General features: G+C 44.5%; 22 protein-coding genes and 2 pseudogenes. 4 read left to right on the plus strand and 20 right to left on the minus strand.

Going from position 1 to position 26,022, the window contains the following annotated elements:
* Positions 1-27: 27 nt before the first annotated feature.
* The 16 genes from tssH to LGZ98_RS05945 form a co-directional block, all read right to left on the minus strand.
* Entirely contained in the window at positions 28-2,592 is a 2,565-nt protein-coding gene (tssH, locus tag LGZ98_RS05870) for a type VI secretion system ATPase TssH (RefSeq protein ID WP_262977813.1), read from the minus strand.
* Entirely contained in the window at positions 2,585-6,103 is a 3,519-nt protein-coding gene (locus tag LGZ98_RS05875) for a type VI secretion protein IcmF/TssM N-terminal domain-containing protein (RefSeq protein WP_262977814.1), read from the minus strand. The genes tssH and LGZ98_RS05875 overlap by 8 nt, the downstream gene beginning before the upstream one ends.
* A gap of 15 nt (positions 6,104-6,118) precedes the next feature.
* Positions 6,119-6,742 carry a DotU family type IV/VI secretion system protein gene (locus LGZ98_RS05880; RefSeq protein ID WP_262977815.1) on the minus strand — a complete coding sequence of 208 codons (624 nt, stop codon included), beginning with the start codon at positions 6,740-6,742 and terminating at the stop codon, positions 6,119-6,121.
* On the minus strand, positions 6,739-8,136 hold the full coding sequence (gene tssK / locus LGZ98_RS05885; RefSeq protein ID WP_262977816.1) for a type VI secretion system baseplate subunit TssK: 1,398 nt from the start codon (positions 8,134-8,136) through the stop codon (positions 6,739-6,741). Before tssK ends, LGZ98_RS05880 begins: the two co-directional genes overlap by 4 nt.
* Positions 8,137-8,139: 3 nt before the next feature.
* Positions 8,140-8,817 (minus strand): type VI secretion lipoprotein TssJ, encoded by a 678-nt coding sequence (locus tag LGZ98_RS05890; RefSeq protein ID WP_113040540.1) that lies wholly within the window; start codon positions 8,815-8,817, stop codon positions 8,140-8,142.
* 1 nt (position 8,818) lies between these two features.
* Positions 8,819-9,922 (minus strand): type VI secretion system protein TssA, encoded by a 1,104-nt coding sequence (tssA, locus tag LGZ98_RS05895; RefSeq protein WP_262977817.1) that lies wholly within the window; start codon positions 9,920-9,922, stop codon positions 8,819-8,821.
* Between the two features lie 13 nt (positions 9,923-9,935).
* On the minus strand, positions 9,936-10,235 hold the full coding sequence (locus LGZ98_RS05900; protein ID WP_173362525.1) for a PAAR domain-containing protein: 300 nt from the start codon (positions 10,233-10,235) through the stop codon (positions 9,936-9,938).
* Positions 10,235-10,831: a DUF6931 family protein gene (locus LGZ98_RS05905; RefSeq protein WP_113040538.1), complete on the minus strand. Its 597-nt coding sequence runs from the start codon at positions 10,829-10,831 to the stop codon at positions 10,235-10,237. The genes LGZ98_RS05900 and LGZ98_RS05905 overlap by 1 nt, the downstream gene beginning before the upstream one ends.
* A 34-nt stretch (positions 10,832-10,865) precedes the next feature.
* Positions 10,866-12,872 carry a type VI secretion system Vgr family protein gene (locus LGZ98_RS05910; protein WP_113040537.1) on the minus strand — a complete coding sequence of 669 codons (2,007 nt, stop codon included), beginning with the start codon at positions 12,870-12,872 and terminating at the stop codon, positions 10,866-10,868.
* A gap of 23 nt (positions 12,873-12,895) precedes the next feature.
* Positions 12,896-13,870, minus strand: a complete 975-nt coding sequence (tssG, locus tag LGZ98_RS05915; RefSeq protein ID WP_113040536.1) for a type VI secretion system baseplate subunit TssG — start codon at positions 13,868-13,870, stop codon at positions 12,896-12,898.
* Entirely contained in the window at positions 13,861-15,672 is a 1,812-nt protein-coding gene (gene tssF / locus LGZ98_RS05920) for a type VI secretion system baseplate subunit TssF (RefSeq protein WP_262977818.1), read from the minus strand. Before tssF ends, tssG begins: the two co-directional genes overlap by 10 nt.
* Positions 15,673-15,676: 4 nt before the next feature.
* The gene (gene tssE / locus LGZ98_RS05925; RefSeq protein ID WP_262977819.1) at positions 15,677-16,117 is read right to left on the minus strand and encodes a type VI secretion system baseplate subunit TssE; all 441 of its coding nucleotides are present in this window, start codon (positions 16,115-16,117) and stop codon (positions 15,677-15,679) included.
* A gap of 53 nt (positions 16,118-16,170) precedes the next feature.
* On the minus strand, positions 16,171-16,665 hold the full coding sequence (locus LGZ98_RS05930) for an Hcp family type VI secretion system effector (protein ID WP_113040533.1): 495 nt from the start codon (positions 16,663-16,665) through the stop codon (positions 16,171-16,173).
* 56 nt (positions 16,666-16,721) lie between these two features.
* Complete coding sequence (gene tssC / locus LGZ98_RS05935) at positions 16,722-18,203, minus strand: type VI secretion system contractile sheath large subunit (RefSeq protein WP_113040776.1); 1,482 nt, start codon at positions 18,201-18,203, stop codon at positions 16,722-16,724.
* A gap of 7 nt (positions 18,204-18,210) precedes the next feature.
* A complete protein-coding gene (tssB, locus tag LGZ98_RS05940; RefSeq protein ID WP_113040532.1) occupies positions 18,211-18,762 on the minus strand; it encodes a type VI secretion system contractile sheath small subunit in 552 nt (183 codons plus the stop codon).
* Between the two features lie 768 nt (positions 18,763-19,530).
* Complete coding sequence (locus tag LGZ98_RS05945; protein WP_262977820.1) at positions 19,531-20,520, minus strand: tail fiber protein; 990 nt, start codon at positions 20,518-20,520, stop codon at positions 19,531-19,533.
* Positions 20,521-20,931: 411 nt separating this feature from the next.
* On the opposite strand from LGZ98_RS05945, the pseudogene LGZ98_RS05950 reads away from it, so the two are divergent.
* Positions 20,932-21,072, plus strand: a pseudogene (locus tag LGZ98_RS05950) (IS1595 family transposase); the annotation flags it as partial.
* Positions 21,073-21,108: 36 nt separating this feature from the next.
* On the opposite strand, the gene LGZ98_RS05955 reads toward LGZ98_RS05950, so the two are convergent.
* Entirely contained in the window at positions 21,109-21,387 is a 279-nt protein-coding gene (locus LGZ98_RS05955) for an addiction module antidote protein (RefSeq protein WP_011146554.1), read from the minus strand.
* Positions 21,384-21,686, minus strand: a complete 303-nt coding sequence (locus LGZ98_RS05960; protein WP_011146555.1) for a type II toxin-antitoxin system RelE/ParE family toxin — start codon at positions 21,684-21,686, stop codon at positions 21,384-21,386. Before LGZ98_RS05960 ends, LGZ98_RS05955 begins: the two co-directional genes overlap by 4 nt.
* Before the next feature lie 154 nt (positions 21,687-21,840).
* On the opposite strand from LGZ98_RS05960, the gene LGZ98_RS05965 reads away from it, so the two are divergent.
* Positions 21,841-21,942 carry a hypothetical protein gene (locus tag LGZ98_RS05965; protein WP_229015819.1) on the plus strand — a complete coding sequence of 34 codons (102 nt, stop codon included), beginning with the start codon at positions 21,841-21,843 and terminating at the stop codon, positions 21,940-21,942.
* 141 nt (positions 21,943-22,083) lie between these two features.
* Here LGZ98_RS05965 and LGZ98_RS05975 read toward each other — a convergent pair.
* Positions 22,084-22,173: pseudogene (locus tag LGZ98_RS05975) on the minus strand (class A beta-lactamase); the annotation flags it as partial.
* 694 nt (positions 22,174-22,867) lie between these two features.
* On the opposite strand from LGZ98_RS05975, the gene LGZ98_RS05980 reads away from it, so the two are divergent.
* Positions 22,868-24,718, plus strand: coding sequence for a polyurethane esterase (locus LGZ98_RS05980; protein ID WP_113043372.1), 1,851 nt, complete (start codon positions 22,868-22,870; stop codon positions 24,716-24,718).
* A gap of 73 nt (positions 24,719-24,791) precedes the next feature.
* Positions 24,792-24,920: a hypothetical protein gene (locus LGZ98_RS05985; RefSeq protein ID WP_262405175.1), complete on the plus strand. Its 129-nt coding sequence runs from the start codon at positions 24,792-24,794 to the stop codon at positions 24,918-24,920.
* A gap of 27 nt (positions 24,921-24,947) precedes the next feature.
* On the opposite strand, the gene LGZ98_RS05990 is transcribed toward LGZ98_RS05985, so the two are convergent.
* On the minus strand, positions 24,948-25,955 hold the full coding sequence (locus LGZ98_RS05990; RefSeq protein ID WP_262977821.1) for a helix-turn-helix transcriptional regulator: 1,008 nt from the start codon (positions 25,953-25,955) through the stop codon (positions 24,948-24,950).
* Between the last annotated feature and the right edge of the window lie 67 nt (positions 25,956-26,022).

Here is a 26,022-nt window from a genome sequence, read left to right on the forward strand (position 1 = left end):
CTACCCTTAGTTGATAATATTATATAGTTATAATTTCTTTTGGTCTGATCGTAACTGTATTTGACCGTCTATAACATCTATCCAGACATCCTGATTGACTGGCACATCACCTAATAGCAATTGATCTGATAACAACGGCAGGACAAACTGTGTTAACAGGTTGTCAATTTCACGTGCCCCACTTTCCGCGATTCGACACCCTTCAGCGATAAAATCCACCAGCGTATCGCTATAGTGCAATTCACATTGGGTTGATTGACGATAGCGCACGACAACTTTGTTCAATTTATGGCGGACAATGGCATGCAGAACTTCGCCATGTACCGGCAGATAAGGAATAACCTGCAAACGGCCTAAAAATGCTGGCGTAAATATACGTTGCAGCTCTGGCCGGATAATCTCCTGAATATCTTCCAGAGTTGCCGGGCGATTTTCCCCCTGCTCTTTTACTCCGTGCATTGCTGCACGCATTACCAAATCTGATGCCGCATTCGTGGTCAGGATAATCAACGTATTACGAAAGTTAATCTGTTGTCCCTCAGCATCTTCCATCATGCCTTTATCGAACACTTGAAAGAACAACTCCAGCACATCGGGGTGAGCTTTCTCCACTTCATCAAGTAGCACCACGCTGTAAGGTTGACGCCGAACCGCTTCGGTCAATACACCACCTTGTCCATAACCGACGTAGCCGGGAGGAGAACCTTTCAGGCCAGAAACCGAATGAGCTTCCTGATATTCCGACATGTTAATCGTGATCAGATGATGTTCACCGCCATACAACTCATGAGCTAGCGCTAAGGCGGTCTCGGTTTTCCCTACACCCGAAGGCCCTGTAAGCATAAAGACTCCGGTGGGTTTGACCGGATCGGCCAGTTGTGCCTTAGCAATCCGAATTTGACGCGCTATCTGGCTGAGCGCATGATCTTGCCCCATGACCCGTTGGCCGAGGCGGGTTTCTAGCTGACGCAACACATCACGCTCATTTTCTACCATCCGGCCAAGGGGTATTCCTGTCCAACCGGCAATAATATCCGCCACACAGGTAGCATCAACACAATCAAAGACATAAGCGTGCTGATGATGGCGCTGATGCAGTTCTGCACGTAACACAGGTAGCCGTTCATCGTGTTCTTCACAGGCGAGGATGTCATTGACCAACTGACGTTGAGCATGATATTCCGGCAAAATTGCTTCCAGTGATGCTTGCAATTCAGTCTGACGTTGCGCCAATTTCTGTAGCTGAGTTTCATGGCCGCCTTCACGTAACAATGCTTCCTGTTCGCTAGCGATGTTTGTCAGCATGGCACGCAGATCTTCAATCGGCGCTGGTTCGTCAGTCTGTGAAACGGCAACGCGGGCACAGGCGCTGTCCAACAGGCTAACCGATTTATCCGGCAACTGACGTCCGGTGATATAACGGCTGGCTAACGTAACCGCTTCCGTTACCGCTTCTGCGAATACTTTGACACCATGATGTTTTTCCATCGCGGGTGTCATGGCGCGTAACATGGCGATTGCCAGTTCTAGCGAAGGTTCTTCGACTTTGATCAACTGGAAACGACGTGCTAACGCTGCATCTTTTTCAAAGTACTTCTTATATTCAGACCAGGTGGTTGCCGCAATCGCCCGTAACTCACCCCGTGCCAGCGCGGGCTTCAACAGATTGGCTGCATCATTTTGCCCAGCTTGGCCGCCTGCGCCAATCAGCGTATGCGCTTCATCGATAAACAGAATTACTGGTGTAGGATACCCTTTCACCTCATCCAATAATTTTTGCAGACGGCTTTCAAATTCACCTTTCACGCTGGCGCCCGCTTGTAACAGCCCCATATCCAGCGTAAATAGTTCAGCCTGTGCCAAAACTTTCGGTACACGGCCATCAACAATCCGCTGAGCAAGCCCCTCGATCAGTGCGGTTTTGCCGACACCCGCTTCACCGGTTAACAACGGGTTGTTTTGGCGACGGCGTAACAGCACGTCAATCAACTGACGAATTTCCCGTTCACGCCCTAAAACCGGATCGAGTTTGTTATCACGTGCTGCCTGTGTCAGGTGATGCGTGTATTGTGCCAGCGCAGATTGGGTATTATCTCCGACAGGAGGTGATATAGTTTGTTGCGGTTTCGGATGTGCTTGTGTACGCAACCACTGTTCTATCCCATCAGTGTTACCCTGTAACGCTTGTTGTAGTTCTGAGGTCAGCGAATGGTGCAGTGACGGATTCATGATCAGTGCCACAATCAGCGCCTGAGCGGTAATCTGTGATGCGCCCCAATGGGTACTGGCGTACATCCAAGTCTGTTCCATCCATTCAGTTAGGCTGGTCGCCAGTACCGGCGGACGGTGATTACCACTGCGTAATAGTGTCAGTGATCTCTGGCAGGCATTCAGCAACGTCATGGCATCAATCCCGCCGTGGCGACACACCTGTTCCATCGTCGGAAGCTGTTTTTCAAACAAAGCCAATAGCAGGTGTTCAATTTCCACTTCATGATGGGTGCGCCGTACTGCCAGATTAGCGGCCTCATCAAGGCACTGACGCGCTTCTATCGTTAATTTACTTACGATCTGTTTAAGATAATTACTCACTTTTAGGTTTCCTTAATTCGTTCCAATGGGTGGTGATCTGTGATGGCAAAGTAGAAAGGGTCCCTTTTGCCACTGTTGGTTCACTTAAATTTAATAATTGGCTATCCAGTCGGTTGCGTTGTTCCAACAACGCCGTTTGCTGCTGCTGATGTTGCTGCCATTGCTGATACAGTGTTGAAACAGCTTTGCTTCCGCTGACTTGATAACGCACAGTGATGTTATTGATGCCCAGAGCACTTAATTCATCGCGCCGCTGTGGGAACGTTTGTGCTGCCAGAGTCAGTTCACCGCGGGAAAAAGCGTGCATAAATTGCAGCAAACCATCGGGACCAACGTAACTTTTGCTTAATGTAAAGCGAGGAAAATAGACATCAATTTGGACTTTACCGCATGTTCCTGGGCTCCAATGCAGCGTCATGCTGTCATTGAAATTCATACTTTTAAGCTGCTGTACGCCATCATCACAACTCAACGTCACTGAACTTCCAATTGGCAATACCTTTGCCCCTTGGTTAGCGGTCGCCGGTTGGCTGACAATCGTCACTTCCGCCGATGGTTTCTGTTCTTGTTCCGGTTCCTGTTGTGCTGTCGCCAGTTGTTGCCCGCTTTCCAGTAAGGCGAGTTTCTCTTGCAGGCGACGGCGAATATCCGATGTCGCTGAAAGTAAGTCATTTGGCTGGATGAGGTTATTAATATAGAAAATAAAATCATCGCTAAACGGAAAGAGCACATCTTCCATTTCCTGGCGTTTAATCCCTTCAGGACGAATATCCAACGCATATTCTGCGGTATCCCGTACAAATGCGTTACTGTATTCATACAGACGTGCGTTTAATTCCCGACCATCAAACAGTTCCTGTCTGCTCAATTTTTCCATCGGCCAAATCACTTTGCTTTCCCACTGGGTTTGCAAGCGGCTGGCGGCACTTAAGAAGGCGTAACGTAGTACCAGATGCGCATCACCCTGATAGAGTCGCCATAGGGATTCATTCAACCCGGTTACCTCGGTATTCTGTTTGCTTTCGGCCTCGTGGCGCCACAGGGTGAAACGGTTGAACAATGCGCGCAGACCGCTATCGTCCAGTTCCCCTTTCTCGTTGTTTAACGCATTCTTAACCAACACTTCGGTTTCTATATCACTGAGCAATTCGCGTTGGCTATTTAACTGCACCGCTTGTCGGTAGACGCGATAGCGTGTCAGTACGTTGTCATCTAGCCGTACAGAGATCTGCGGTGAAATACCAAACCATGACATGATGCGCTGGCGTAAAGAGAGGTTCCCTAGCGAGACCCGTTGCATCACGCTACTTTTTTGTGCATAACCATGCAGTTGCCATAAACGATGTTGTGTCTGTAACCAAGGCTGCTGCTCCGCCGGCTCTATCGTGGCTAAATCACGTTCTAACTGTGTCATAAAGGTGATATAGGGGCTGTCATATTGACTCGTTGCTAATATCAACGCCTGCCAGTTTTTCTTGCCTCGTACTAACGTTTCTCCTTGCGGCATGATCTGGGCGAATGCTAACCACTCTGATTGGCGCTGACTTTGATACTGTTGATAAAATGAACGCTGTAAAGGAGTAAAAAATTCCGGTCTGTTAAGGGCTTGTGCCAATTCGCCCAAGGTTGCCTGAATATCTTGTTCACCGGCTTGAGTATAGACACCACGGATACGAGCGTTAATGGTGGCGGCATCTTCTCTGGTTAGCGGCCAGAAATCAGCCAGTGTCAGGGAATGCGTTCCAGCCGGTTGTTCGTCAGCTAATAGCCACTGCCAGTTATTGCTATCTTCCAGTAATGTCTGCAATACATTTCGCCATTGTTCAAATTCTTGCTGTGCATTGCCTTGGCGATATTGCGCCAGACGAAGTGCGACGCGTTGTTCCGCTGATAAAGGATCGTTTTCACCACTTAATAGTGAAGCTGAATAAGCAGGCATACGCTGTAAAGTTTCTAGCGTAGCGCCATGCGCCATTGCCTGTTCAATGTTAATAAAACGTGCCCAGTGTAAAGCCAACAGCTGTTTTTGTGGTGCTTCCGCGTTACGGAAACGTGTTAGCAAATGTGTTGCTAACGATGCCGGGTCGAATGCATTAACAGGAGCTTGTTGCTGGTATTGCTGCGCCATCCTTTGTTCCATTGTATGGATGACCGGATAGAAAAGCAGAGATGGCAAGGTTTCCTGTGACCAATACTCAACTTGTCGATAGCGCAAGTAACTCCGCTCAAGGAGGTTTACCTTATGGATATTCTCAAGCTGCATAACGCCACGCCAGGTCGTCATCAATGCACTGCCGGCACTGTACACCAGCATCAAACCCAGTAGGCTAACGAATACGCGTTTGGTCAATGTCCGCCAGCCGGTCAGCAATACGCTATTACTACGTTGATCTTGGCTATGTTGAACTTGGTCAGGCAGATATTCTCCCAACAAACGGTGGCTGAAAATGCCAGCAGTTTGATGCTCGGCGGTAAAAAACAGGCCACGCAACAGACCATGCTCCAGATAATGGTCTTGGTCGAACAGTGCATTCAAGTAACAACCCAGTGCAGGTTGCAGTTGAGCTACCGTTTCTGGTAACGCTAAGATTTCCGCATTGGGTTGCTGCCGTTGTTGATTGAGTAACTTAAGGCGCATCATTTTCAACGTGTTGACAATGGTGTTCATGCTCTTGTCCAGCACGTCGGTGACATTACCCACCGTGTGGTGCTCGATAAAATCGCCTAGCAATTCAGTATGTTGTTCTATTGACAGTTGGGTGCACCAATGGTCAAACCCCGGTAATGTTTCGCTGTGGGTAAGGATCAACCAGATGGGTAAGCGGCGTTCCAGACGTATCTGCAATGGTTCCAACTGAGCACGTACCTGACGTGCGGCGATATAGAGCGCTCGATTGTCGCTGTTTAGCAACTGTTCCACCGATAAGCAAACGAGTACACCAGCAGGTTTTCGGACCTGGGCGATCCAGCTTATTAGACGCAACCAGGCTTGCCGGTACAAGGATTGACCTTCGGTATAACGACCGGAAACGACCATGTACATTGCTCGGCGGAAAAACCACCAGCGGCAAGTAAAGGTGTTTTCTGTCAGCGACGGTAGATTTTTCCCCGTCATGGGCGCCACATTGCAGTGCGTTAACAGCTTCTGTTTACCATTGCCGCGTTCGCCTACCACCAGAAACCACGGTGGAACGTGGCCGTTACGGTGTAACAATGAACGGAATCGACGCCAGCTTTGTAAATATCCTCCTTGCCACCAGTGTTGATAGAGTAAATATTCCAGCCGGTTATTTCCTTTCCGCCAGAATTTATTTATCCAGCGTAGTTTATTCATTATTTCCGGCATGAATACCATTGCCCCACGCAGCAATAATAACAACAGCAATAGGCAAATAAATAGTAACAGGCCACCTATTGTCGGCCATGCAAATGCCACCGCAATAGTTAAACTGAGTAATAAAAGGATAACCATCACGCTAAGCCAGCCAATGGCATAAAATAATTTTTTCATGTTTAATTTCCGAGTTTACCGACCAATATTTAATAAATAGACGGTAATAAAAATATAAATTAATGTAATAGATGACATGAATAATATTAATTTTCTACGCCATTTATGATTGGAGTGCTTATTTTTTGGATTATTATCGCAGCCGTTCATTAATTGGTTATTTTCTAAAGAGAGATAACCACGTAAAGTATCAGGAAGATTATTTAATTCTTGCTGGATAATATTGTGTAATTCTAAATTATCATGTTTGCCATAACGGCCATAAAATCCAGCAAGCAGACAAAAAACATAGACCAATCGAACCGGATAATTATCCGGTACTAACGCGGCAAGGCGATCAAAAAACGTATTTCCACCCAGTTCGGCATCATAAAGCTCAGCCTGCAACGATGATTGGCGCCAAATACTCAGTTCTTTTTGGCCTGCACACAAAATGGCTTCGTCTGCCCAAACGACCACGGCGAAATTTGCCTCTTCGATATCTTGTGCCCCATAACCCTGCAAACGCGCCCTATTCTGCGCTTGTGTCAACTCAGCTAACACGGTTTGCCGCACTATTTCCGCTTGATTCACCTGCTGCTGGATCATGCGCAATACGCAAGTGAATACTGGAATATAACAATCCAATAACTGCATCATGATGCTCTCACTATAACGATTTCTGTTTGTAAATCGTCTGGCGCATCTGCCCAGTGCACTGCCACACGTTTGCTCTCTTCTACTTGCCGCCACAATGCACCGCGGTTTTCTACCCGGAAATAGCAGGTATTTGCTCGGTTAGGTAAACCATGTGGCGCAATTTCCTGGTAGTACAGACGTACACCGGGCAAAGCGCGGTTAATAATATTGTCGATCTGTTCTGCCGCCGCCAGTTTAATTAAGCGATCATCAGGAATTTCACGCTCGCGATGGGTAAAGCTGTCAGAACGCAGCACCAAATAGAGCCGTTGCTGTTCATTGTTCCCTGTTGTATTGAAGGTTGCATGATAATAACCACGGCTTTCCTGTTGCAGAGGGATCACGGTGTTGGGTTCCAGCACCAGTGCATTAAGCAAATCGGCAATTGTCCGTTCACAACTATCAAGAGTTAGCGCCAGATCCCGATGCTGATATTTCTCCAGTACCTCTTCTTGCCCATTCCACTCGCCTAAAAAGGAGCAACGATCGGTAAAACAGGAAAGCTCGCTGATGAGTTGACGCAATAGCCCAAAAATCTGTAAGGGATGAACATCTCGCGCTTCCTGAAAATGGTGCAACTGTACGACATAACGCGCCAGAGTCCGTAGTGTCAGCAATAATGTGCTTTTTTCTTGGGTATAAATTTCCCCTTCCAGTGTTTGCGGGCGTTTCAACTCTTCCAATTGATGGACGCGCCCGGTTAACTCCTGACACAGTTGATCAATGCGCTGGCCCAGTTGTGGCACAGCATAGAGCGTCAAACATGGCGGTAGATAGCGGTTATCCAGTGCAATACCGTCACTGGTGCAATGCAGTTGACCCACCGGTAATAATGCATAATCCGTTGCCTGATCAATCTCATCGTGTAAGAAAAAACGCAAATTATAGGTCAGTTGTTGCACTTCTGCTTCCGGTCCCTCGCCAAAAGCATCCCGCATACGCTGTTCTTGCGGCCATGTTACCCAACGGCTGGTGATATTACCGACACCGTTGGCATCCGTGATACCGGTGACGTTACTCTGATTGTGGCTGAACATACGCAGGCCAACATAGATGCGCTGCGGTTTATCACGTACCGGCCAGCAATCCCGCAATGATCGGGCACTGAGTACGCCATTGACATCACAATCCACGTAACAACCATCGGGAAAAATAAACGCGGCGTGATGAACACTCAGTATTTCATCACTTAACGCGGCCAGATTGAATGCGAGTTTCACCACACCAAAAGCATAAGGCTGTGTCAGTAACTGATAACGTCCTTGCCAGTATTCATTTTGCAATTCATGGGTTTGAAAGTGCTGTGGTTGTAAATATAATCCTGAATACCAATATATCGGTTTATGTTCAAACATGGGTTACTTCCTTAACACACTTTCGTCACTGCCGGATTCTGCCGTTTGTCCGGGAAAAACTATTTGTCCAGGAAAAACCACCTCATCGCCAGTGTTACCTGCGGAGAAATCACTGCGGGTAATGGCGTAACGTCCTAGCGTCAGATTAATGCGCATGGGAACAAATTCAGCGCTCCAGGCGCTATTCCACCAACCGTGTTGCTCAAGGCGCAGCGGCAGTGATAATACTCGCGTATGAGTACTATCTGGCGCCGGGTAGTAACCGGCAATTAATGCGATATAACGCGCCTGTTCCGCTCTATCGATGTGTAAAGATACCGATTGCCCCGGCATCATCACGTAATTATCCAACTGTAATATTTGCTCTGTTGCACCGGTGCCGGCAAATAAATTGCGTAATAACACCGGATTAGCCAGTAATTTATCTAATTGTTCACGTTTCTCCGCTTGAGCAATTAATATTGTGCAACTATTTGACATATTATTAAAAACATTCAGTTGCGGAACCGCAGTTATTCTTAAACGAATGGCATTGCTGGCATAAACTGGTTTGGCTTGTTCAATTGCCTGCAAGCGTTTTTCATCGTTGGAAATAGAGTGACTGCAACCACTTATTACAAGAATTACCGTCAATATTAAAAAACGGCGTTTAATGACGCTATAAAGATTCATGTTATTCATCTTATTCTCTATTTATTTCTGGTCCTTTTATCACGCGCATAATTTCCTGTAGCGCGGAGGTATTTTCTGACATCATTTCTTCCAGCCATTCGGCCATGCCCATATTTGCCCAACGCGCTGCACGTTCAATTAAATAGGGCACTGGACTGGTAGGTTCATTTTGACGAAAGTAATTGGCTATATTGATCAATTGTTTAATAGCGCTAGCGCGCATTTCATGGTGCGTCCGACCCTCTGTTAAAAAAGCCGTATTTATATCATTTGGTGCATTTTCTCCTGCCGTTATTTCTTCATTGCGATATTCCTGAATGAATTCCGGTGTCACCGTTTCACGAAACCGTTCAATTAAGGCCAGCAGATCTTGCAAGCGCTGCGTACTGGCACTCATGCTATTACCAGTATCCGGCAACAGACTCGCCATGATGTGTTGCAGTTCTGCCAACGCCTTACTGACCTGCTCAGCTTGCATCAGCAGTTGGTTAAATTGTTCGGTTGGCGTAGTGCGAATACTGCTGTCGCACTCAGCGATACCGAAATAGCCATCACTGATCAAGGCACTGCGTAATTCATTATTAACGGCAACGCGTTGTTCAAAATATTGCACCCGTTGCCAGACGCTCAGGCTTAATTTGCCATCATCGGTCAATGTCAGATTGTCCAATTGTTTCACCAATTGCTTATCCAACCAGTTCAACCGACCAAGACGGGCATCCGCACTGTTTATCTCTGTATCATCCAGTGGTGGATAAAGCACCGGCCAAAAAGTTTCCAGTAAACGGGCAAGTAATGTGATACCACCGTTAATCCCTGCCAGGCCATACAGTTCCCCTTGCGCTTGGGTTAACCAGCAAGCTATCTGCAAGTCTTTACTCTGTTTTTCCAGCACTTCTTGGCACAACGTTGAAACTCGCAGCCAATCAGCCTGACGGGTTTCATAACCCCATGCGTCGTCCTGGAGAAAATCGTCGTCGGTTTCGCGCGCTGCGTTTATCTGCTCGAAAATAGGTTCGTATTCGATATCGCACCCTGCGGGTTTGTCAGCAGTAATGGGCTGTAAAAAACGCGCGATATCTATTTTGGCTAAGTTCATTTGGGCTAAGTTCACAGTGGCCTCCATTTCAAGCAATAATCACTAATGGGTAACCAGTAGTAATTGTGCCGCCATGTGCACATAAATCGCCGAGTCTGGCCGCAGGCCGTCCGCCAATCAATACCGTTGGGCTGCCCATGACAACGGTATCCGGCGGCCCGACGCACACCAGCATTGAACCCATTGTCGCCGCCGGTAATCCACCAATCAGCACTGTCGGTACACCTGGCGGCATAATCGGTCCGCCTACATGTGGCACCGGCGGTACCGCAGGCGAGACCATTGGACAAATATGCATATCACCCACACGGGCGGCTGGCATTGGCATCATTGCTCTCCTGATAATGTGGCTTCATAGTACAGATAGTTTTTGCGTCCCTGATCTTGTGACGGTGACAATTGCCTCAGTTGACCATGTGCCAGTTGAAAAAATTGCTCAACGTACTGCATTTGTCGTTCCGGTTGTTCGCCATAAATATGCAATATCAGGCACAACGTATCGGCTAATGCCGCCAGTGATTGCCACGGTTGTGGATAGACCGCTTCCAAATCCGGGGTGGTCATGCTGCCTTCACTCCAAAAAACGGAAAGCGCCAGACATGAAATCGGGTTATCGAACCCGACTGTTTGCGCCTGTTCGAACAGTTCATGACGCAACGGATCACCGCCATCAACCCGCCAGCGTCGCACTTGTTGCAATAACGACCGTTGTCCTTGCATCAGATCGCGTTCGTAAACGCAGGAGATAAATGTCAGTACCAGTTCCAGAGCCTGAGTGTAAGGCAACATAAAAATGGTGTAGCACACTGCGTCTTGCCACAACATTTCCTTATTAAGCGCCGATAGATTCTGTTCATGTGCTGCGTGTTGTTGTAGTGCCAATTCCGCCTGTGGCGAAAGTGGGTAGTGTCGTAATTTAACCATGATTGCAAACTCTTATTATTCGTTGATCCTGCTATTAACCAATCTTGGTCAGAGTGCCTTTCACCATAGCAATGCCGGTCGCATCCACCTGAACAATGCCGCCTTTTAATTGTGCCATTGCACTGCCTTCTACTTTTACCGTGGTTGCGGCTAGTTCCGCCATGCCACCGCTCTTCAACGCCAGTTTTCCTGATCCTTCTACGGTAACAGATGGCGCTTTGATGGTGATCCCGGCCGGGGTAATCGATAATGTGCTGGCACCGACTTTCAGTTCAATGCCCTGATTTGCCGTAATTGTGCATTGTTGACCTACATTGATTTTGGCGTTACCTCTGGATACCTCCAGCTCATAACTGCCTGCACTGACGGTGGTGGTAAAATTGCCACGATCCAGCGTTTGTTTTTTGTCACCTTTTTTCACCTCAGTTAAGGCGTTGCCCTCGCTCAAAATTAACGTGTCATTGCCCTTTTTAATTTGGGTATCGCGCTTTTCTTGGATTTCCCATAACACGTTGCGATCGATCTGCGCCGAAAAATCATTTTTCACTTTCAGGCGCATATCTTTTTGTGAGTGAAGCAAAATGAATTCTTCACCTTTCTTATCTTCAAAACAGAACTGATGTCCTTGTTCCACTGTGCCTTTTGCACTACTGCGCGTCGTAATCCCGCTTTGGGTTTTCTGCCCCGGTAGCGCGAATGGGGGCATCTTCACCCCGTTATAAACCGTTCCGGTCACCAGCGGGCTATCCGGGTCGCCATCAATAAAACTCACCAACACTTCACTGCCCACACGTGGCACAAATTGCGCACCAAACTTTGCGCCATTCCAAAACTGACTGACACGTATCCAGCAAGAGCTGTCATCATTTTTTTTATGTTCTTTATCCCAGTGAAACTGGATTTTGATGCGTCCCTGTGCATCAGTATGGATCTCCTCTGACGTCGGCCCTACTACTAGCGCGGACAATACGCCGGAAATGTAGGGCCGCGTAACAGAAGGACGCGGGCGAAATGCTTTATTCGCCGGGAATAAGGTCACTTGAGACGAAAACAGTAATTCGCCTTCCTCCAGGTTGTTTTCCGCTTTTAATCGCTGGTGGCCCACGGCATAACGGCCATCGGCACTGGCGTGCCCTTTCAGGGTAAACTGATGCCCTACTTGCAAACCGGGATAACTGTTAACGGCACGTGCGTAATAAGACTGTGATTCCCATTGTTCCATGCACAGCGTTGCCTGTACTTCCAGTTGATTACGCTCCTCCTGACGTCGATCATCATAGATAGAAAGCTTGGGATTGGTAGAATAGCCGCTGTTCGCTTTAGCACTGGCACTGATTGCCGCGGCACTTTTAACGTTATAACCATTCATTTCCGCCGTACCTGGAATCAGTGTGCGATGAATATGCCAAGCGCGTAGCCCATAGCCCTGCTGATCACCCACGTTCGATTGATATGGCAATACCGCTAAAGGCGCGTTAATAAACGTAGAAGGATGATCTGCCAATACCAGCACATGACGCCCCTCTTCATGGCGAAAGAAATAGAAAATTCCTGCTTGTTCCAGTTGGCGTGTCACAAAGTCAAAATCTGATTCCTTGTATTGCATACAATATTCAAGCTTCGGATAACGGCTTTTTAGCGCCAGTTCAACGTCGTTAAACCCACGTTTACGGAAGATATCACATACCATATCCGGCACGCTGATGCGCTGATAGACGCGCAGATTATGGGTTAATGTCAGCATTTTCAGCCAGGGTTCAATACGTGCCTGATAACAAAACTGGCCGTCGCTGAAACCTTGTTGCTGCAATTCAGTCAATATGCCATGCACAATGCGGTGATTCGGTGCTTCACCGAGACGAAATGCCAAAGGCTTACCGATATGAGACTCCAGCTTATCCCAATCCGCGTTGGAATAGAGCTGAGCAGAAAATGAATAAGGCCGTGACAGGTGCTCTTCACCCTCTATTTTGCTCAGTGCCACAATGTCAGACAGGCTACCGATAACCTGTAAAAAACGATTCTTTTGCCCTAACAGCATTTTTTTATTACCTGTATTTTTGTTTAATCCGCGTAGGGACCTGTACATTCAGCCAGATAGATATGCTGAATATTGTTCTTGCCGGTATCACCCAAACAACCATCCCACCCCAATTGACGGCTGCCATTTAATATATTGTCTTGCCCACTATGCTGTACCAACAATTCCAGTGAAAAGGAGAGCAACGGCCCGGCAAATTGCCATACCCATTGTGTCAGTTTGCGATATTGTTCATTTCCCGGCATAAAGGCGGCTCGTTGCCGAGCGGCAAACGGCCCTAACTGAATATGAAATCCTGATTGAATATCCCAATAAGCGCGACCCAACATCGGGTTATCGCTTAGCAAACTGCGACCTAAATAGCAACAGTGCGCCTGTTCAACATATTGCCAGCGCCCTTTAAAGGGCTGGATGTTGACCGCCATACCAAATTCCCGCTGCAACAGGTGTTGCAAATTCACCATTGAACGGACCGGTGTTGCCAGCAATCCGACACAAGCGGGATGAGAGCGCTCTATTTTGTTATCCATCAATTGGCCGACAACTGCCGGAATGACTGCCGGTAAAGCCCGATGGGTTTGTAACTCTGCATGGTTTTGCAATTCGGCATTGATATATAACCGATATTTCTGCCATGCCTGAAAACGCAGGCTAAGTAGACGGTGAGTAAAAATATCAATAAATGCCTGAGCCGATTCGTCGCCATAGCGGTAACGTCTGTCAATCAGCCACTCGGTATAACGCAACGGTAATGCGCCAAGGGTTCCTAACAGACCAAAGTGATGTACCGCCATGCGATACTGCTCATCCCCCTCTTGCGGTGGTAATAGCGACTCGATTTCCCTTGTCGGCGCATCTAATGTCAGTGCAGAGCTGAATTGCACCACATCATCAGGGATGATTATCGCGTCTTCACGTTGGCGACAATGTTTAAGCAAACGACGTACATTTTGATAAAAACGGCCGCCAGCTAAACGCATCTTATTTTCTAAAGCCATGTCACTCTCCCACTGCGACGCGGCCAACGGTGAGTGCTGTTATTAAGCGTCTCTAACTGTGTTACGGTCTGCGTGAAGCTGTTAATCGGCGCATACATGGCAATAAAACGTTCTAGCAGGCTGCAAAACAGATAAAAATCAATAAACTCGCCTGCTTGCGCCTGAAATGTCAATGTCACCTCCAGCCCACGCGCCAGAGAATGGGGATCGGCGGGATTCAGGCGTGCGCTCACCGGCACAATAGCAATCTGCTGTAGTTGTGCAATCAACCGCGATATGGCGGGATCGCCAAGCAAGTTGTAGAGTTCTAGCGCCTCTTTTAAGTGCTGAACACCCTGCGGACCACTCAGTAACATTTGGTTTAAATTGAGTTGCGATACCAATCGCCAGTTCAATGCACTATTGGGTTGTGGACGCACCGGCAATCGGGGACGGATCAATCCCAGAATTTTTACCCCCGGCAGTGCGCTTTCTGATTCGAAATCGCCATCAGGATGACCGTTACTCAACTGTCGCGGGATATCGCGGTTAGTACAGGTCAAACTCAGGCTCACCACATCGGTTTCGGGTTTCAGATGTTCACCACTGCTATCAGAAAAACCGATGAACATATTCATTCCCAGATCGTTATGTCTGAGTGAGGGACGTGACGTTGCCTGCCAAAATAATGGGAGCTGTTCGTCAGACTGTGTATGTTCAATACCAAATAACGACGGCACCGGTTTGGAACTTAATTGTTCCTGTTGACGGCTGACAATCTCGACCTGATCGATGGTATAGACTTCCATACTTTGTGGGCGACGAGCATCCGGTTGAACCAGATATTCATGCTCTGTTTCCAGTGGAATAATGGGTTCCGCCTGATGAGAAAACAGATTAATTATCGGCACGCAATTTAGCCGGAAGGTTTCGTTGCTGACTTTATCACTCATACGTTCAATGCGGCGCAATGCAACACAATCCTTAAGTTGGAAACGGTATTGCAGCTTGCCTGATGAACGGGTGATCAAACCGGCATCCGGTAACGGAATATCCAGAAATAAAAACTTTTCTGGGAAACTGAAATAATCACGAAATAAGTGATGAATCGGGTTTATTAATGAATCATCGGCACATAAGCTATCTTGCGGATCAAAACCCACTACCTGAACACCCCGGCTATTCAGGTTGAATGTACGCTCGCCTAACCGACATTCCAGTTGCTTAACTTGCGCTGACAACAATTCATACAAACTATGGGTCAGCACTGGTGCGCCATGTAAATACAACCGGATATGTTGCGCCTGAAAGCTGGCACCCGGCCACAAAGTGAAATTCAGCGTTAAGATAAAATCCCGATCATAAGGGTCTGGCGTCAGTTCCGCGTGCGTTAAATCCAATGGCAACATCTCCAGCGGATATACCGTGCGGAAATGACAGGTCACATCGCCCACCGGCTGAGAAAACAATGGCGTATGCCGCGCCACCGTCATCATTCCGGTCACACCGGATGCTAATGGGTCCTGTTGAAACTGCACCAACGATACCGACGGTACTTGACGTAGAAACTGGGGCGCTAATACCTCTAACATGGCATTACTGAGTTCCGGCATATCTTCATCAATCCGCTGATGGATTTTTGCCGTCAGGAATGCAAAAGATTCCACCAGGCGTTCTACATGCGGATCTTCTGAAACACCTTCTGCGAACCCAAGACGTTTAGCAATTTTAGGAAAACGCTGAGAGAAAGCAGCGCCATATTGCCTTAAATAACCCAATTCCCGGTTATAATAAGTCAGTATTTTTTGTGGTAATAACATCATCTTGTTATTTATCCCATGAAATTGAATAGGTATATGCGGTACTGTTCCATGAGATAGAAAACACCACTTGTTCGTTGAAGAAAATTCCCTTCACCCAGAAGGTAATATTCTCCGGCGTATTTTTCTGTAATGTAATAACGACATCTTGCAAACGAGGCTCGAATCGGGAAATAGCTTGATAAATATTATTGCTCAGTGCATCAATACGCTCATCATCCGAAATATCCACATTAATGACATCAGAAACGCCATAATTTAAAACGGATTTCGATAACTCACCAAATAAAGGGAAAACTTCAGAAATCGGTCTTGATGAAAATAACATACTCAAATCGGCGATTAGGCTTTGTATAACTTCCTGACGTGACCAAACCAGTGTGACGCCCCGATTTTCATCTTGTGGATAATCATCTTTCAGACGATGGAGAAATGAAGGCTGAATCATCATATATTTCCGGTAAAAACTGCCGGCCTTCAACCGGCAGTAAAGGGTAATTGTTACTGTTTTTTATTCTCGATAAGATCCCAACCTTCCGGCCCAACCTTATCTCCTTTCGTGCCATCTTCTTTGAGTGGCGTAAATGTCCATTTAATTTTGGAATAGGTGATAGAAATCTGTTCTTGTGGGAATTCACCACCACGTGAACACGTTTCATGAACATCGGAGATGACACACTCATCCATTTCCACTTCCGCGTAAGGGTGCATTTCGCCTTTGAAAATCGTACAGATTTCCAATTTCACTTTCTTAATCGCGGTACCTTGCACCACGGCAGACAGTAATTTAATCGAGCTGGAATCCATCACCTTCACACAATCAATGGTGCGGAAATCCGCTGCGCCAACGGTAATTTTACGTTTACCGCTGTCTGCAATACGTGCATGGTTGAATGCGCCAAAATTGACATGTTCCAGTTCAATCCACTCTTTATGTTTGCTGTCGGTACTCTCACCTTTAATACTATCAATTTGTAAAAAAATTGAAGAACTCATAATTAACTACTCCAGTTAGTTGTAATAAATAGGATAAATATTAATAAATAGAAAAATCAGGCAGCCGATGACGGTGGTAAATCAGCCACCAACCGTAAAGACATACTTAATCCTTCTAATTGGAAATGCGGCCTTAAATAAGCCACAGCCCGATATGTTCCCGGTGAGCCGGGGACTTCAACGACATCAACTCTTGCTTCCCGTAATGGGTGACTCGCTTTAATTTCTGCGCCGACGGTATCAGAGCCAACAATATATTGGTTGATCCAGTTTTGCAGATAAGATTGACATTCTCCGCGAGACATAAAACTACCCACTTTGTCACGTACAATCATTTTCAGATAATGGGCAAAACGAGAAGTTGTCATAATATATTGCAATTGGGTCGATAATTTCGCGTTAGCGTTCGCTAGGTCAGAATTATATTTTCTCGGCTTATTCGGTGACTGCACCGAGAAAAATGCGGCATAGTCAGTTCCTTTATAATAAACCAGAGGAATGAACCCTAATTCTGCTAACTCTTTTTCACGGCGATCAGAAATAGCCACCTCAGTCGGGCATTGCAGCACATTTTCCCCGGATACAGAGGTATAATGATACGCTGGCAATGCCTCAACCAATCCTCCACCTTCCACACCGCGGATCGCCGCACACCAACCATACTGTTCAAATGCAGCTACCATACGTCCTGCCAGTGCATAAGCGGCGTTAATCCACAGATAACTGTTGCTGTTTCCTTCCTTTACCTGCTCTTCGAAGCAGAATTGTTCGACCGGGATGGTTTTTGCCCCGTAAGGCAAACGGCCAATCACTCGCGGCAACGTCAGGCCGACATAGCGAGAATCATCAGATTCCCGGAAGCGTTTCCAGCGCAGATAGTCAGATGTTTCAAGCAGTTTGGATAAATCACGTGGACGTGGTAGTTCACCAAAATCATTCAACCCTAACATGCCCGCATTGACTGAACTGATAAACGGCGCATGGGCTGCTGCTGCCACATGAGAAATCTGTTCCAGTAAGTAAAGATCTTCCGGGCTGTTATCAAAGTCAAAATCACCGACAAACGCTGAATAAGGTTCACCACCGAAGGTACCGTATTCATATTCATACACATTTTTAAACAGCATTGACTGATCGAAATCCGATGCCGATTTAAAGTCTTTAATCAAATCGGTTTTCGTCGCGTTCAACATGCGGATCTGAGTATTATCCGTTTCGCTTTGGTCAAGTAATCCTTTAAGCCCTACCCAAGAAGATTCCAGACGCTGAAATTCCGGGTGATGTAAGACCAGACTCAGTTGAGCGGACATCAGCGCATCAATCGCTGCGATGCGTTCCTCAATGCTGTTTACCAAATCGCCAGAAATAACCAGTGAACCGGAGGTGACTTCGGCCAGAAATTGGTCGAGCTGGCTTTTTACCCGATCACGATCGGCTTCCCGACGAATGGCCTGCGTGTTATCAATAATCTGATCAAGAAAATCACCACTGGTTTCTGTCGTTTTCAATTCTTGTTGTTCAACAACGCTCTGTTCCATACTGTCCTCACTGTGCATTGTTATTTTCCGGGATATTGCTATTTTCCGGGGTGACGTCATCTGCTGTATTTTCTGTGGCGGCGGTTTCCGCTTCTTCATTTACCGGCGGTAATTTATCCACATGTTCAGCCAGAATTTCCGTCAGACGGTCTCGCAATTTTTCATTGCTCAATGCACGGCCTTTCAGATCACTGAGTTTGCTGCGTACCTCTAACAAATGATGAAGCGGTTCTATTTGTTTCGCTAAATTCTCAGGGTTAAAGTCAGCCATTGATTTAAATTGCAAATCGACATTAATAAATCCGCTCTGACCCGGCAGTGCGCTTTCAACCTGTAATTCCAATGAAGGTGATAAACCTTCCATCACTGCATTAAAATTATCTTTATCAACATGCATGAAACGACGTTCACGCATGGGAATAGATTGCTCAGCAAATTGCCCAATAACGCCAATAACCAAAGGCAATTCTTTTTTCTCGACCGCGCCACCTAATTCAACATCATAAGTAATCTGAACTCGGGGCGGTCTGACTTTATCAAGCTTACGTTGAGTATTCATGGCACCTTTTACCTTTTATATATGACAGGAAGTGCAAACTTACGTTAAACCGCACCAAACCTGATTAATGGTCTATTTCAGTAAGCATTATGAGATAGACAGTAAATAACCGAATAAGATGAGAAATAGATGAAGAGATCAATTAACGCTATTGATAGCAAGTTAATATGTTGTGACACATTTAATGATATTCAAAACCCACCGTATTTCGGCGGGGAATAAATTCTCATGGATATTAACTTAATGCAATAGCCTTAGAATGAAATATAATATCAGGAAATTTATATTATTTTATAACTAATTGTATTTATGGTGAAAAATCGATAAAGCGCATTATGGTCAAAATGCATTTTCATACTTGTCTTATTTTTTATATCGCCGTTTTTAATAATCAGAATCTGACGAGTCAGAAAAATTGAAATATAGGTGGAGTTAGAGTTTGATTTAATCTGTGGTTAATTTTAGAAGGGATGTGAAATAATTTAAGAATTTTTATTAGATAAAAGCGCTGACTAAAAAACAGCGCTTTACAAAGCTGCTGATATGAAAGCATTCCGGGATATCCTATTCCGGACAGGTGGAGAAGCGCCTCGTTCTGATGATGAACTTGCTCATCAATAACACAAGTAAGCTCATCTTATCTGATGAGCTTTTATTATCCGTGAAAATGATTTTGCCAGAGCCAAATGTCATGATAAACGCTGATATTCTTCATAACAAATTATGGCTATGGCAATTTCAATATCTAAGATTATTTTTAGGTCATCATTATTCAGCCTTTACGATGTAGTTGAATGCAATATTTCGAGGGCGGGTTTCATGGCTCGTTCTGGCTACTCGTGACGCATCAAATAGGGTTTTATAACTAACGTTATCGTTCTGGGCTCCATATTTACCACTTACAGCGCCGCCATTAGCAAAAACACCTTCAGTGGTGACTGCTATTTCACCATCTCCTTTAAATGAGCCTTTTAAATCTTGTAGTGCATCACTCTGGTTTGTTAGAAGTATTCTACCGGGATCTACCCCTCTACCATCATCCCAGCCACGAATAAACTCGCCTCTTAAATCGGGCAATCTACCATTAGGATAAGCTTCTGCTAACTTTGGGTACTGTAATTTATTAAAAGTTGAACCATTACAAGTGAAATAGCCTATAGGTGGATGCGCTAACGGCCAAGGAATAGGAGCACCAACAGGAATTTCACTGGTTGTCTTAATCAATCTGTCCACTTCTGCTCGGGTGTAAACTTCTGTTTGAGTATATGCCCCTACATCACTCGCATTCAGATTAATATCCTCAATCAACGCCTTACCATTTATTTTCCGGCTATTGGAGACTTTACCATCAATATTTCCACGCAATGAATTGATGATTTCCTGCACCAGCTTTTGTGTCACTGCCAGTGTGTCATTGTTGCCAATTTCATTGGTCAGTTGGACAACGCCTTTTTGTGTCAATGAGGCATCAGGAATTTCTGCTGTGACTTTTTGTTTTAACGCTTGATTTAATTTTGAGGTGAGTTTAGCGATATCACCATCATCCAAAACATCATCGCCAGATTGTGTTGCAATAAAGTTAGCGATAACAGTAGCTATTGTTGATGATTGGCGTAACGCCTTATTTAATACGTGAGTAGAAATATTATCTGGCGGAAACCCCACCTGTAAACTCTGATTTTCTTCATATTTTTCTTGACTCACTACATTAGCATTATTACTAATGGAAAAAGCTTTAAAATCATTTTTTTGGCTCATATTCCCCTCTTTAATTAAATTGTTTTCTTATGTAATCAATGTATTAAATTATCGTATAGATAACTCTATCCATTTGCGCCAATCATAGTCTAGTTCAAAAAAATAATAATGGACTGTTTTTATAACTTACATGGTTAATTATTTTTATATAAATGGGGAGTAAGCGGATTAATTTTCGTGAGTTATTACCTGTCTATTTCTCTGAAAATAAAACCTATAAAATAATAAAGTTAAAATATGAAAATTTTTCTATCCTAATAAAATAATGGAAGTAAAAACAGGATAAAAATAGATGACAATGATTAGAATAAATATTATTTTGTTTTGATTTTATTTTCAATAAGTGCATCACGCTCTGAGCATGGAGCTGGAACATGCAACCGGGCACACCGCTGAGCCACAGCCATACTGGGGCGAGGGGCAAAAGGGAAATGCCCTTTCGTTGCGGCGGTTTCAATGAATGAAAAGGGCCACCCTATGTTCATGCGTTTCAGCGTTGTGAAAGGGTTTAAGACCGGGGAACTTACCCGTTGGCTAAAGAGCCCCAAAAGTTGAAGTATAGCGTCCAACTTTTGGGGGGCAGATCAATTAAGCCCCTGTGAAGTGAAGTTTCAGCCCTAACGCTTTTGTTATTTTCATCATAGCGCTGAATGTTGGATTACCTTTTCCTGAAAGAGCATGATATAGCCCTTCTCTGGACATACCGACCTCTCTTGAAAGCTGGCTCATGTTTCTGGCTCTGGCAATATCACCCAGCGCAGACAGTACCAATGCCGGATCACCATCTTCCATAATTTCATTAAGATACATTTGCATTTCTTCTTCACTGTTTAAGTGTTCTGCAATATCATATTCTTTCAGTTTCATAGCTCCCCCTCAATCTCTTTGTAAATGGCTTTTGCTCTGGCTATATCTTTTTGCTGTGTACTTTTATCTCCCCCACACAACAAAACAACGATTACTTTTCCGTGATTTTTTAGATAAACCCTGTAGCCTTTACCTTCATGAATCCGCATTTCTGAAAACCCTTCCCCTACTGGCTCTATATCGCCAGAATTACCGTTTTTCAGTCTGCGAATTCGTGCCTGAATCTTTGTTTTTACCCTGATGTCTTTCAGGGCATCAATCCAGTTATCAAATGTTTCTGTACTTAATACAGTTATCATTCCTTTGCCCCTTATACTTCGATAATTAAAGTATACGCCATATTTCCTTATCGTCAAATATATCTGACACAATAAAGGGGCATTTTCTGCCCCTTTATTGTGTGCCACATCAGATACGTTAATCGTGACAAAGTTAGACAGACTCGCGCGTTCAGTGGATTACTTATCGCAAATCGCCAGTCGCTTTCAGAGTGAGAATATCGATTTGGTCGTCTATTGTTCCCTGAGTTCCCCATCTGGCCCTACATACTTATAAAGAGTCTGTCTGCTAATCCCAAGCTCTTCACATAATTCAGATACGCTACAATCTCTACTCTTCATGGAAGCTTGTGCCAAGCGAACCTGAGATTTTGTGAGTTTAAAAGAACGTCCGCCTTCACGTCCTCTTGCTCTGGCCGCTGCCAGCCCATGCCGGAAAAGCAAAGTTGACCAATGGAATGGTGATACCGGCTAATAACAACGAACGCCGCAACAGGGAATGTTTCATATTTGGTTCTCGTAACTCGTAATATAGATAATAAAAAAACGCATTATAGAGAGAAAAAATTAATGTCGCACTATTTTTAATAAAATTTTATTATGGCGATTTTTATCATTATAAGTACTGTGTTTAATCTGCGATATAATGTTAAATAATCTTTAATTTAATGCGATGGTAATTATAAAGTTCGTTGTTAAATAAAAAGTCAATATATTGTATTTGTGAGTTTCTTATTAAAGGAATTATATTAAACATCTATTCTAATCAATAAGGTATTTATAGAGAATAACGGGTTTTAATTTTCTTTTTCTAACCAATTAAGTGAATCAGTGATGAAAGTTTTTTCTCTTAATTTACATACCCATACTTATTTTGTATGTATGAAATGGAATTAACCAATCTCTCTTTATAATGTTGTGGACTATAGCTCTTCATCAATTTAGTCACTTTATGAAACTATCAACGATGATAATAAATATGTCAGTGTGTTTATTCTCACCTGCGCGATCCTTTAGCATATAAACTTAATTTTTTCAATTTGAAATTTGTAAAAATATTAAATTTTCATGATGGCTCACTAATTTATAAATTTTTAGATAATTACTCTTTAAATTATCTCCATCAATCTATACTTACCTAGCTGGTTAATATTTTTAGAACACTTTTTTAACTTTATATTAACTTAATAAGGATATGCATCATGGGTGTTTTTCAGTACAAAGACTTTGATGACACTACTTCCAAAGAGTTATTTTCCGACGCAAAAACTATCGCCGGGTATGCTTATCATAATCTGGGCAGCGGATTTGCCGAGGGGTATTACAACTATGGTTTTGGTTTAGGGATGCCATTAACGTTGTTGACTGCAATTCTCGGTAGCACAACATCGCAGGGCATCACACCTAAATTGCCTTGGAATCCGGACGCAGAAAAACAGGCACAAGATAAACTCAATGACGCAGGATGGTTTACTATCAGTGCTGATGAGTTAGGTTATCAGGGAAAAACTGATGCCCGCGGTACTTTTTTCGGCGAAAAATCAAGTCATTCCACTGCTCAGGCAGAGGTAATGGGAAAATATGATGCTGATGGTAATTTGATTTCTATCGGCATTGCGTTTCGCGGTACGAGTGGTCCCCGAGAGTCAATTATTACCGATACATTTGGCGACATTATGAATAATATGTTGGTCGCTTTAGGTAAGAAAGACTATTCGAATGACTACACGCCAAACGCTTTCGGTCGGCTGTTGGACCATGTAGCTAATTATGCCAAAGCTCACGGTTTGACGGGCAGTGACGTTGTGGTCAGCGGCCATAGTTTGGGTGGGTTAGCTGTGAATAGTATGGCGGAGTCTAGCGATACGAAATGGGGGGGATTCTACTCCCAGTCGAACTATATCTCTTTCGCTTCGCCATCACAGTATGAGAAAGGTAATAAAGTGCTGAACGTGGGATACGAGAATGATCCCGTATTCCGCGTATTAAACGGCACTAGTATTGATTCATCATCTGCGGGAGTTCACGATACACCAAGGGATTCTGCGACAAATAATATTGTTAATTTTAACGATCACTATGCATCAAACTGGTGGAATGTGTTGCCCTTCTCCATTGCTAATGCGTCAACCTGGGTTTCGCATGTGACGCCATTTTACCAGAGCGGCATGCAACGTATTATGGAGTCAACGTTCTACGATCTGACTCATAAAGACTCTACTATTGTTGTCAGTAATCTTTCCAACGTCACCCGTGAAAATACTTGGGTGCAGGATTTGAACCGGAATGCTGAGAAACACACTGGTAGTACTTTTATTATCGGTACCGACGGCAACGACCTAATTAAAGGTGGTAAAGGAAACGATTATCTGGAAGGACGCGACGGCAATGATATCTTCCGTGATGATGGCGGATTTAACATTGTTGCCGGCGGGAAAGGCCATAATACCTTTGATTTACAGAAGTCACTAAAAAATGCAGAAATAGCTTATGACCAGGCAGGTACATTGTATATGCGTGATGCACAAGGCGGCATCACCATTGCTACGGATATCTCGGCTATAAGAAGTAAGGAAAGTACCTGGCTGTTTCTGACTAAACAGGTGGATTCTCAAGTCAGGGCCGATGGTTTGTATTCTAGCAATGGATTGACGAAATACGCCAATTCAGTCACAGGCAACGATGGGAATGATACTCTGACGTCTAAAACCTCCGGTAGCTGGTTGTTCGGTCTGGATGGCGATGATACGTTGATCGGTTTCGGCAACAATAATGTCTTCGTCGGTGGTGAAGGTAATGATGTTCTGAAAAGTCAGGGTAATAACAATACTTTCCTGTTCAGCGGTGATTTTGGACAAGACATCATCTATGGTTACAACAAGACGGATAAACTGGTGTTTTTGGGTACCGAAGGCAGTAGTGATAAAAGTCATTATCTGGATCATGCTTCTATGGTGGACAATGATCTGGTGTTTACCTTCGGGCAAAACTCAGTCACTCTGGTTGGCGTCAGCATGGATAGCTTATCGGTAGATAACATAATACTGGCATAACATATATACCCAATGGATTTCAAGATGGATCGCGGCGGCAAGGGAGTGAATCCCCGGGAGCATAGTGAACTATGTGACCGGGGTGAGCGAGTGCAGCCAACAAAGAGGCAACTTGAAAGATGACGGGTATAAATCATGCGATACCCCTATTCATGAAGGGGCTATGTCAAAATGGCCATATTTTTTAGAATTAACTGAATAGTCAGCATTGCAAAACAGAGATTTTCATTTATTTTCCGACCACGATATTTTCTGTTAATAAAGTGTGACCAACGGCATATTTCGCCTGCCATGCTTTAGGGTTGATCAAATAATGTTGCCGGAAGCGTTTAGAAAAATGGCTTGGACTGGAGTAACCCACAGCGGTAGAAACATCAATGACACTCATGCCTTTTTTCAATAAATCTTCTGCGGTCGTCATGCGGACATTTTCCAGATATTGATGGAAAGTGCGAAAAACAACCGCACGAAATCCCTCTTTTAATTTCCGTTCATTTAAACCAACCGCTCTTGATAATGATTTTATTGTCCAAGGGTAATGATAATCACTGTTAATTATTTTTATTGCATTATAAACGGCGCGGCGTTGTAACCCGCTGACCATATTATATTGACAATCATAAACTTGAGACGCCACACAAGCGAGTATTTCTAACGCTTTTGCCTTTAAATAAACCTTTCTTACATTGCCACTTAATTGGCACTCTTCTATTTGGTTCACTATTTGCATAAATGGTGGGTAGATAGGACATGCCATCATCAATACATCACTGTAGCTGGCGTTCTTTTCAAAACCTGCTGCTAATTGAGTAAAAGGTGGCAATTCCTGAGCTGCAATTTCGTTCAATGAAAAACGAATGTCGAGTATATGCCATGATCCGCAGCTAAAGAAGTTCATGCCTCGCGTCATTTTCGGTGAATAGAAAAATATCATCATTCCCGGATGAATATCTAAGTCATCACCATTTTCAATCGCCATTTTTCCTCTCCCGTTTAAAATAAACGCGATTGACACCGTTGGCGGTCCTTCACAATATTCTGTGACATCTTTGTTGAGTTCAAAGCATAGCCGATTTATGTGAATTCCGTCAGATAATTCCTCAATCAATAAGGGAGTATTTGTATTCTTTTTATCTGCATGTGAATGTACGCAATTGCAATGGTCAGCCGTGAAAACTTCTAATTTTTTGCTATAGATTGTCTTCATGAGATCCCCTGTAAAATTAGCATCAGACACCAGTTAAAAATTATTTCCGTACTTAAAATAGTAGTTTTTACTTACATATCATAGCCATTATATTTTT

The organism is Photorhabdus kayaii, from assembly GCF_025384895.1.
Taxonomy (GTDB): domain Bacteria; phylum Pseudomonadota; class Gammaproteobacteria; order Enterobacterales; family Enterobacteriaceae; genus Photorhabdus; species Photorhabdus kayaii.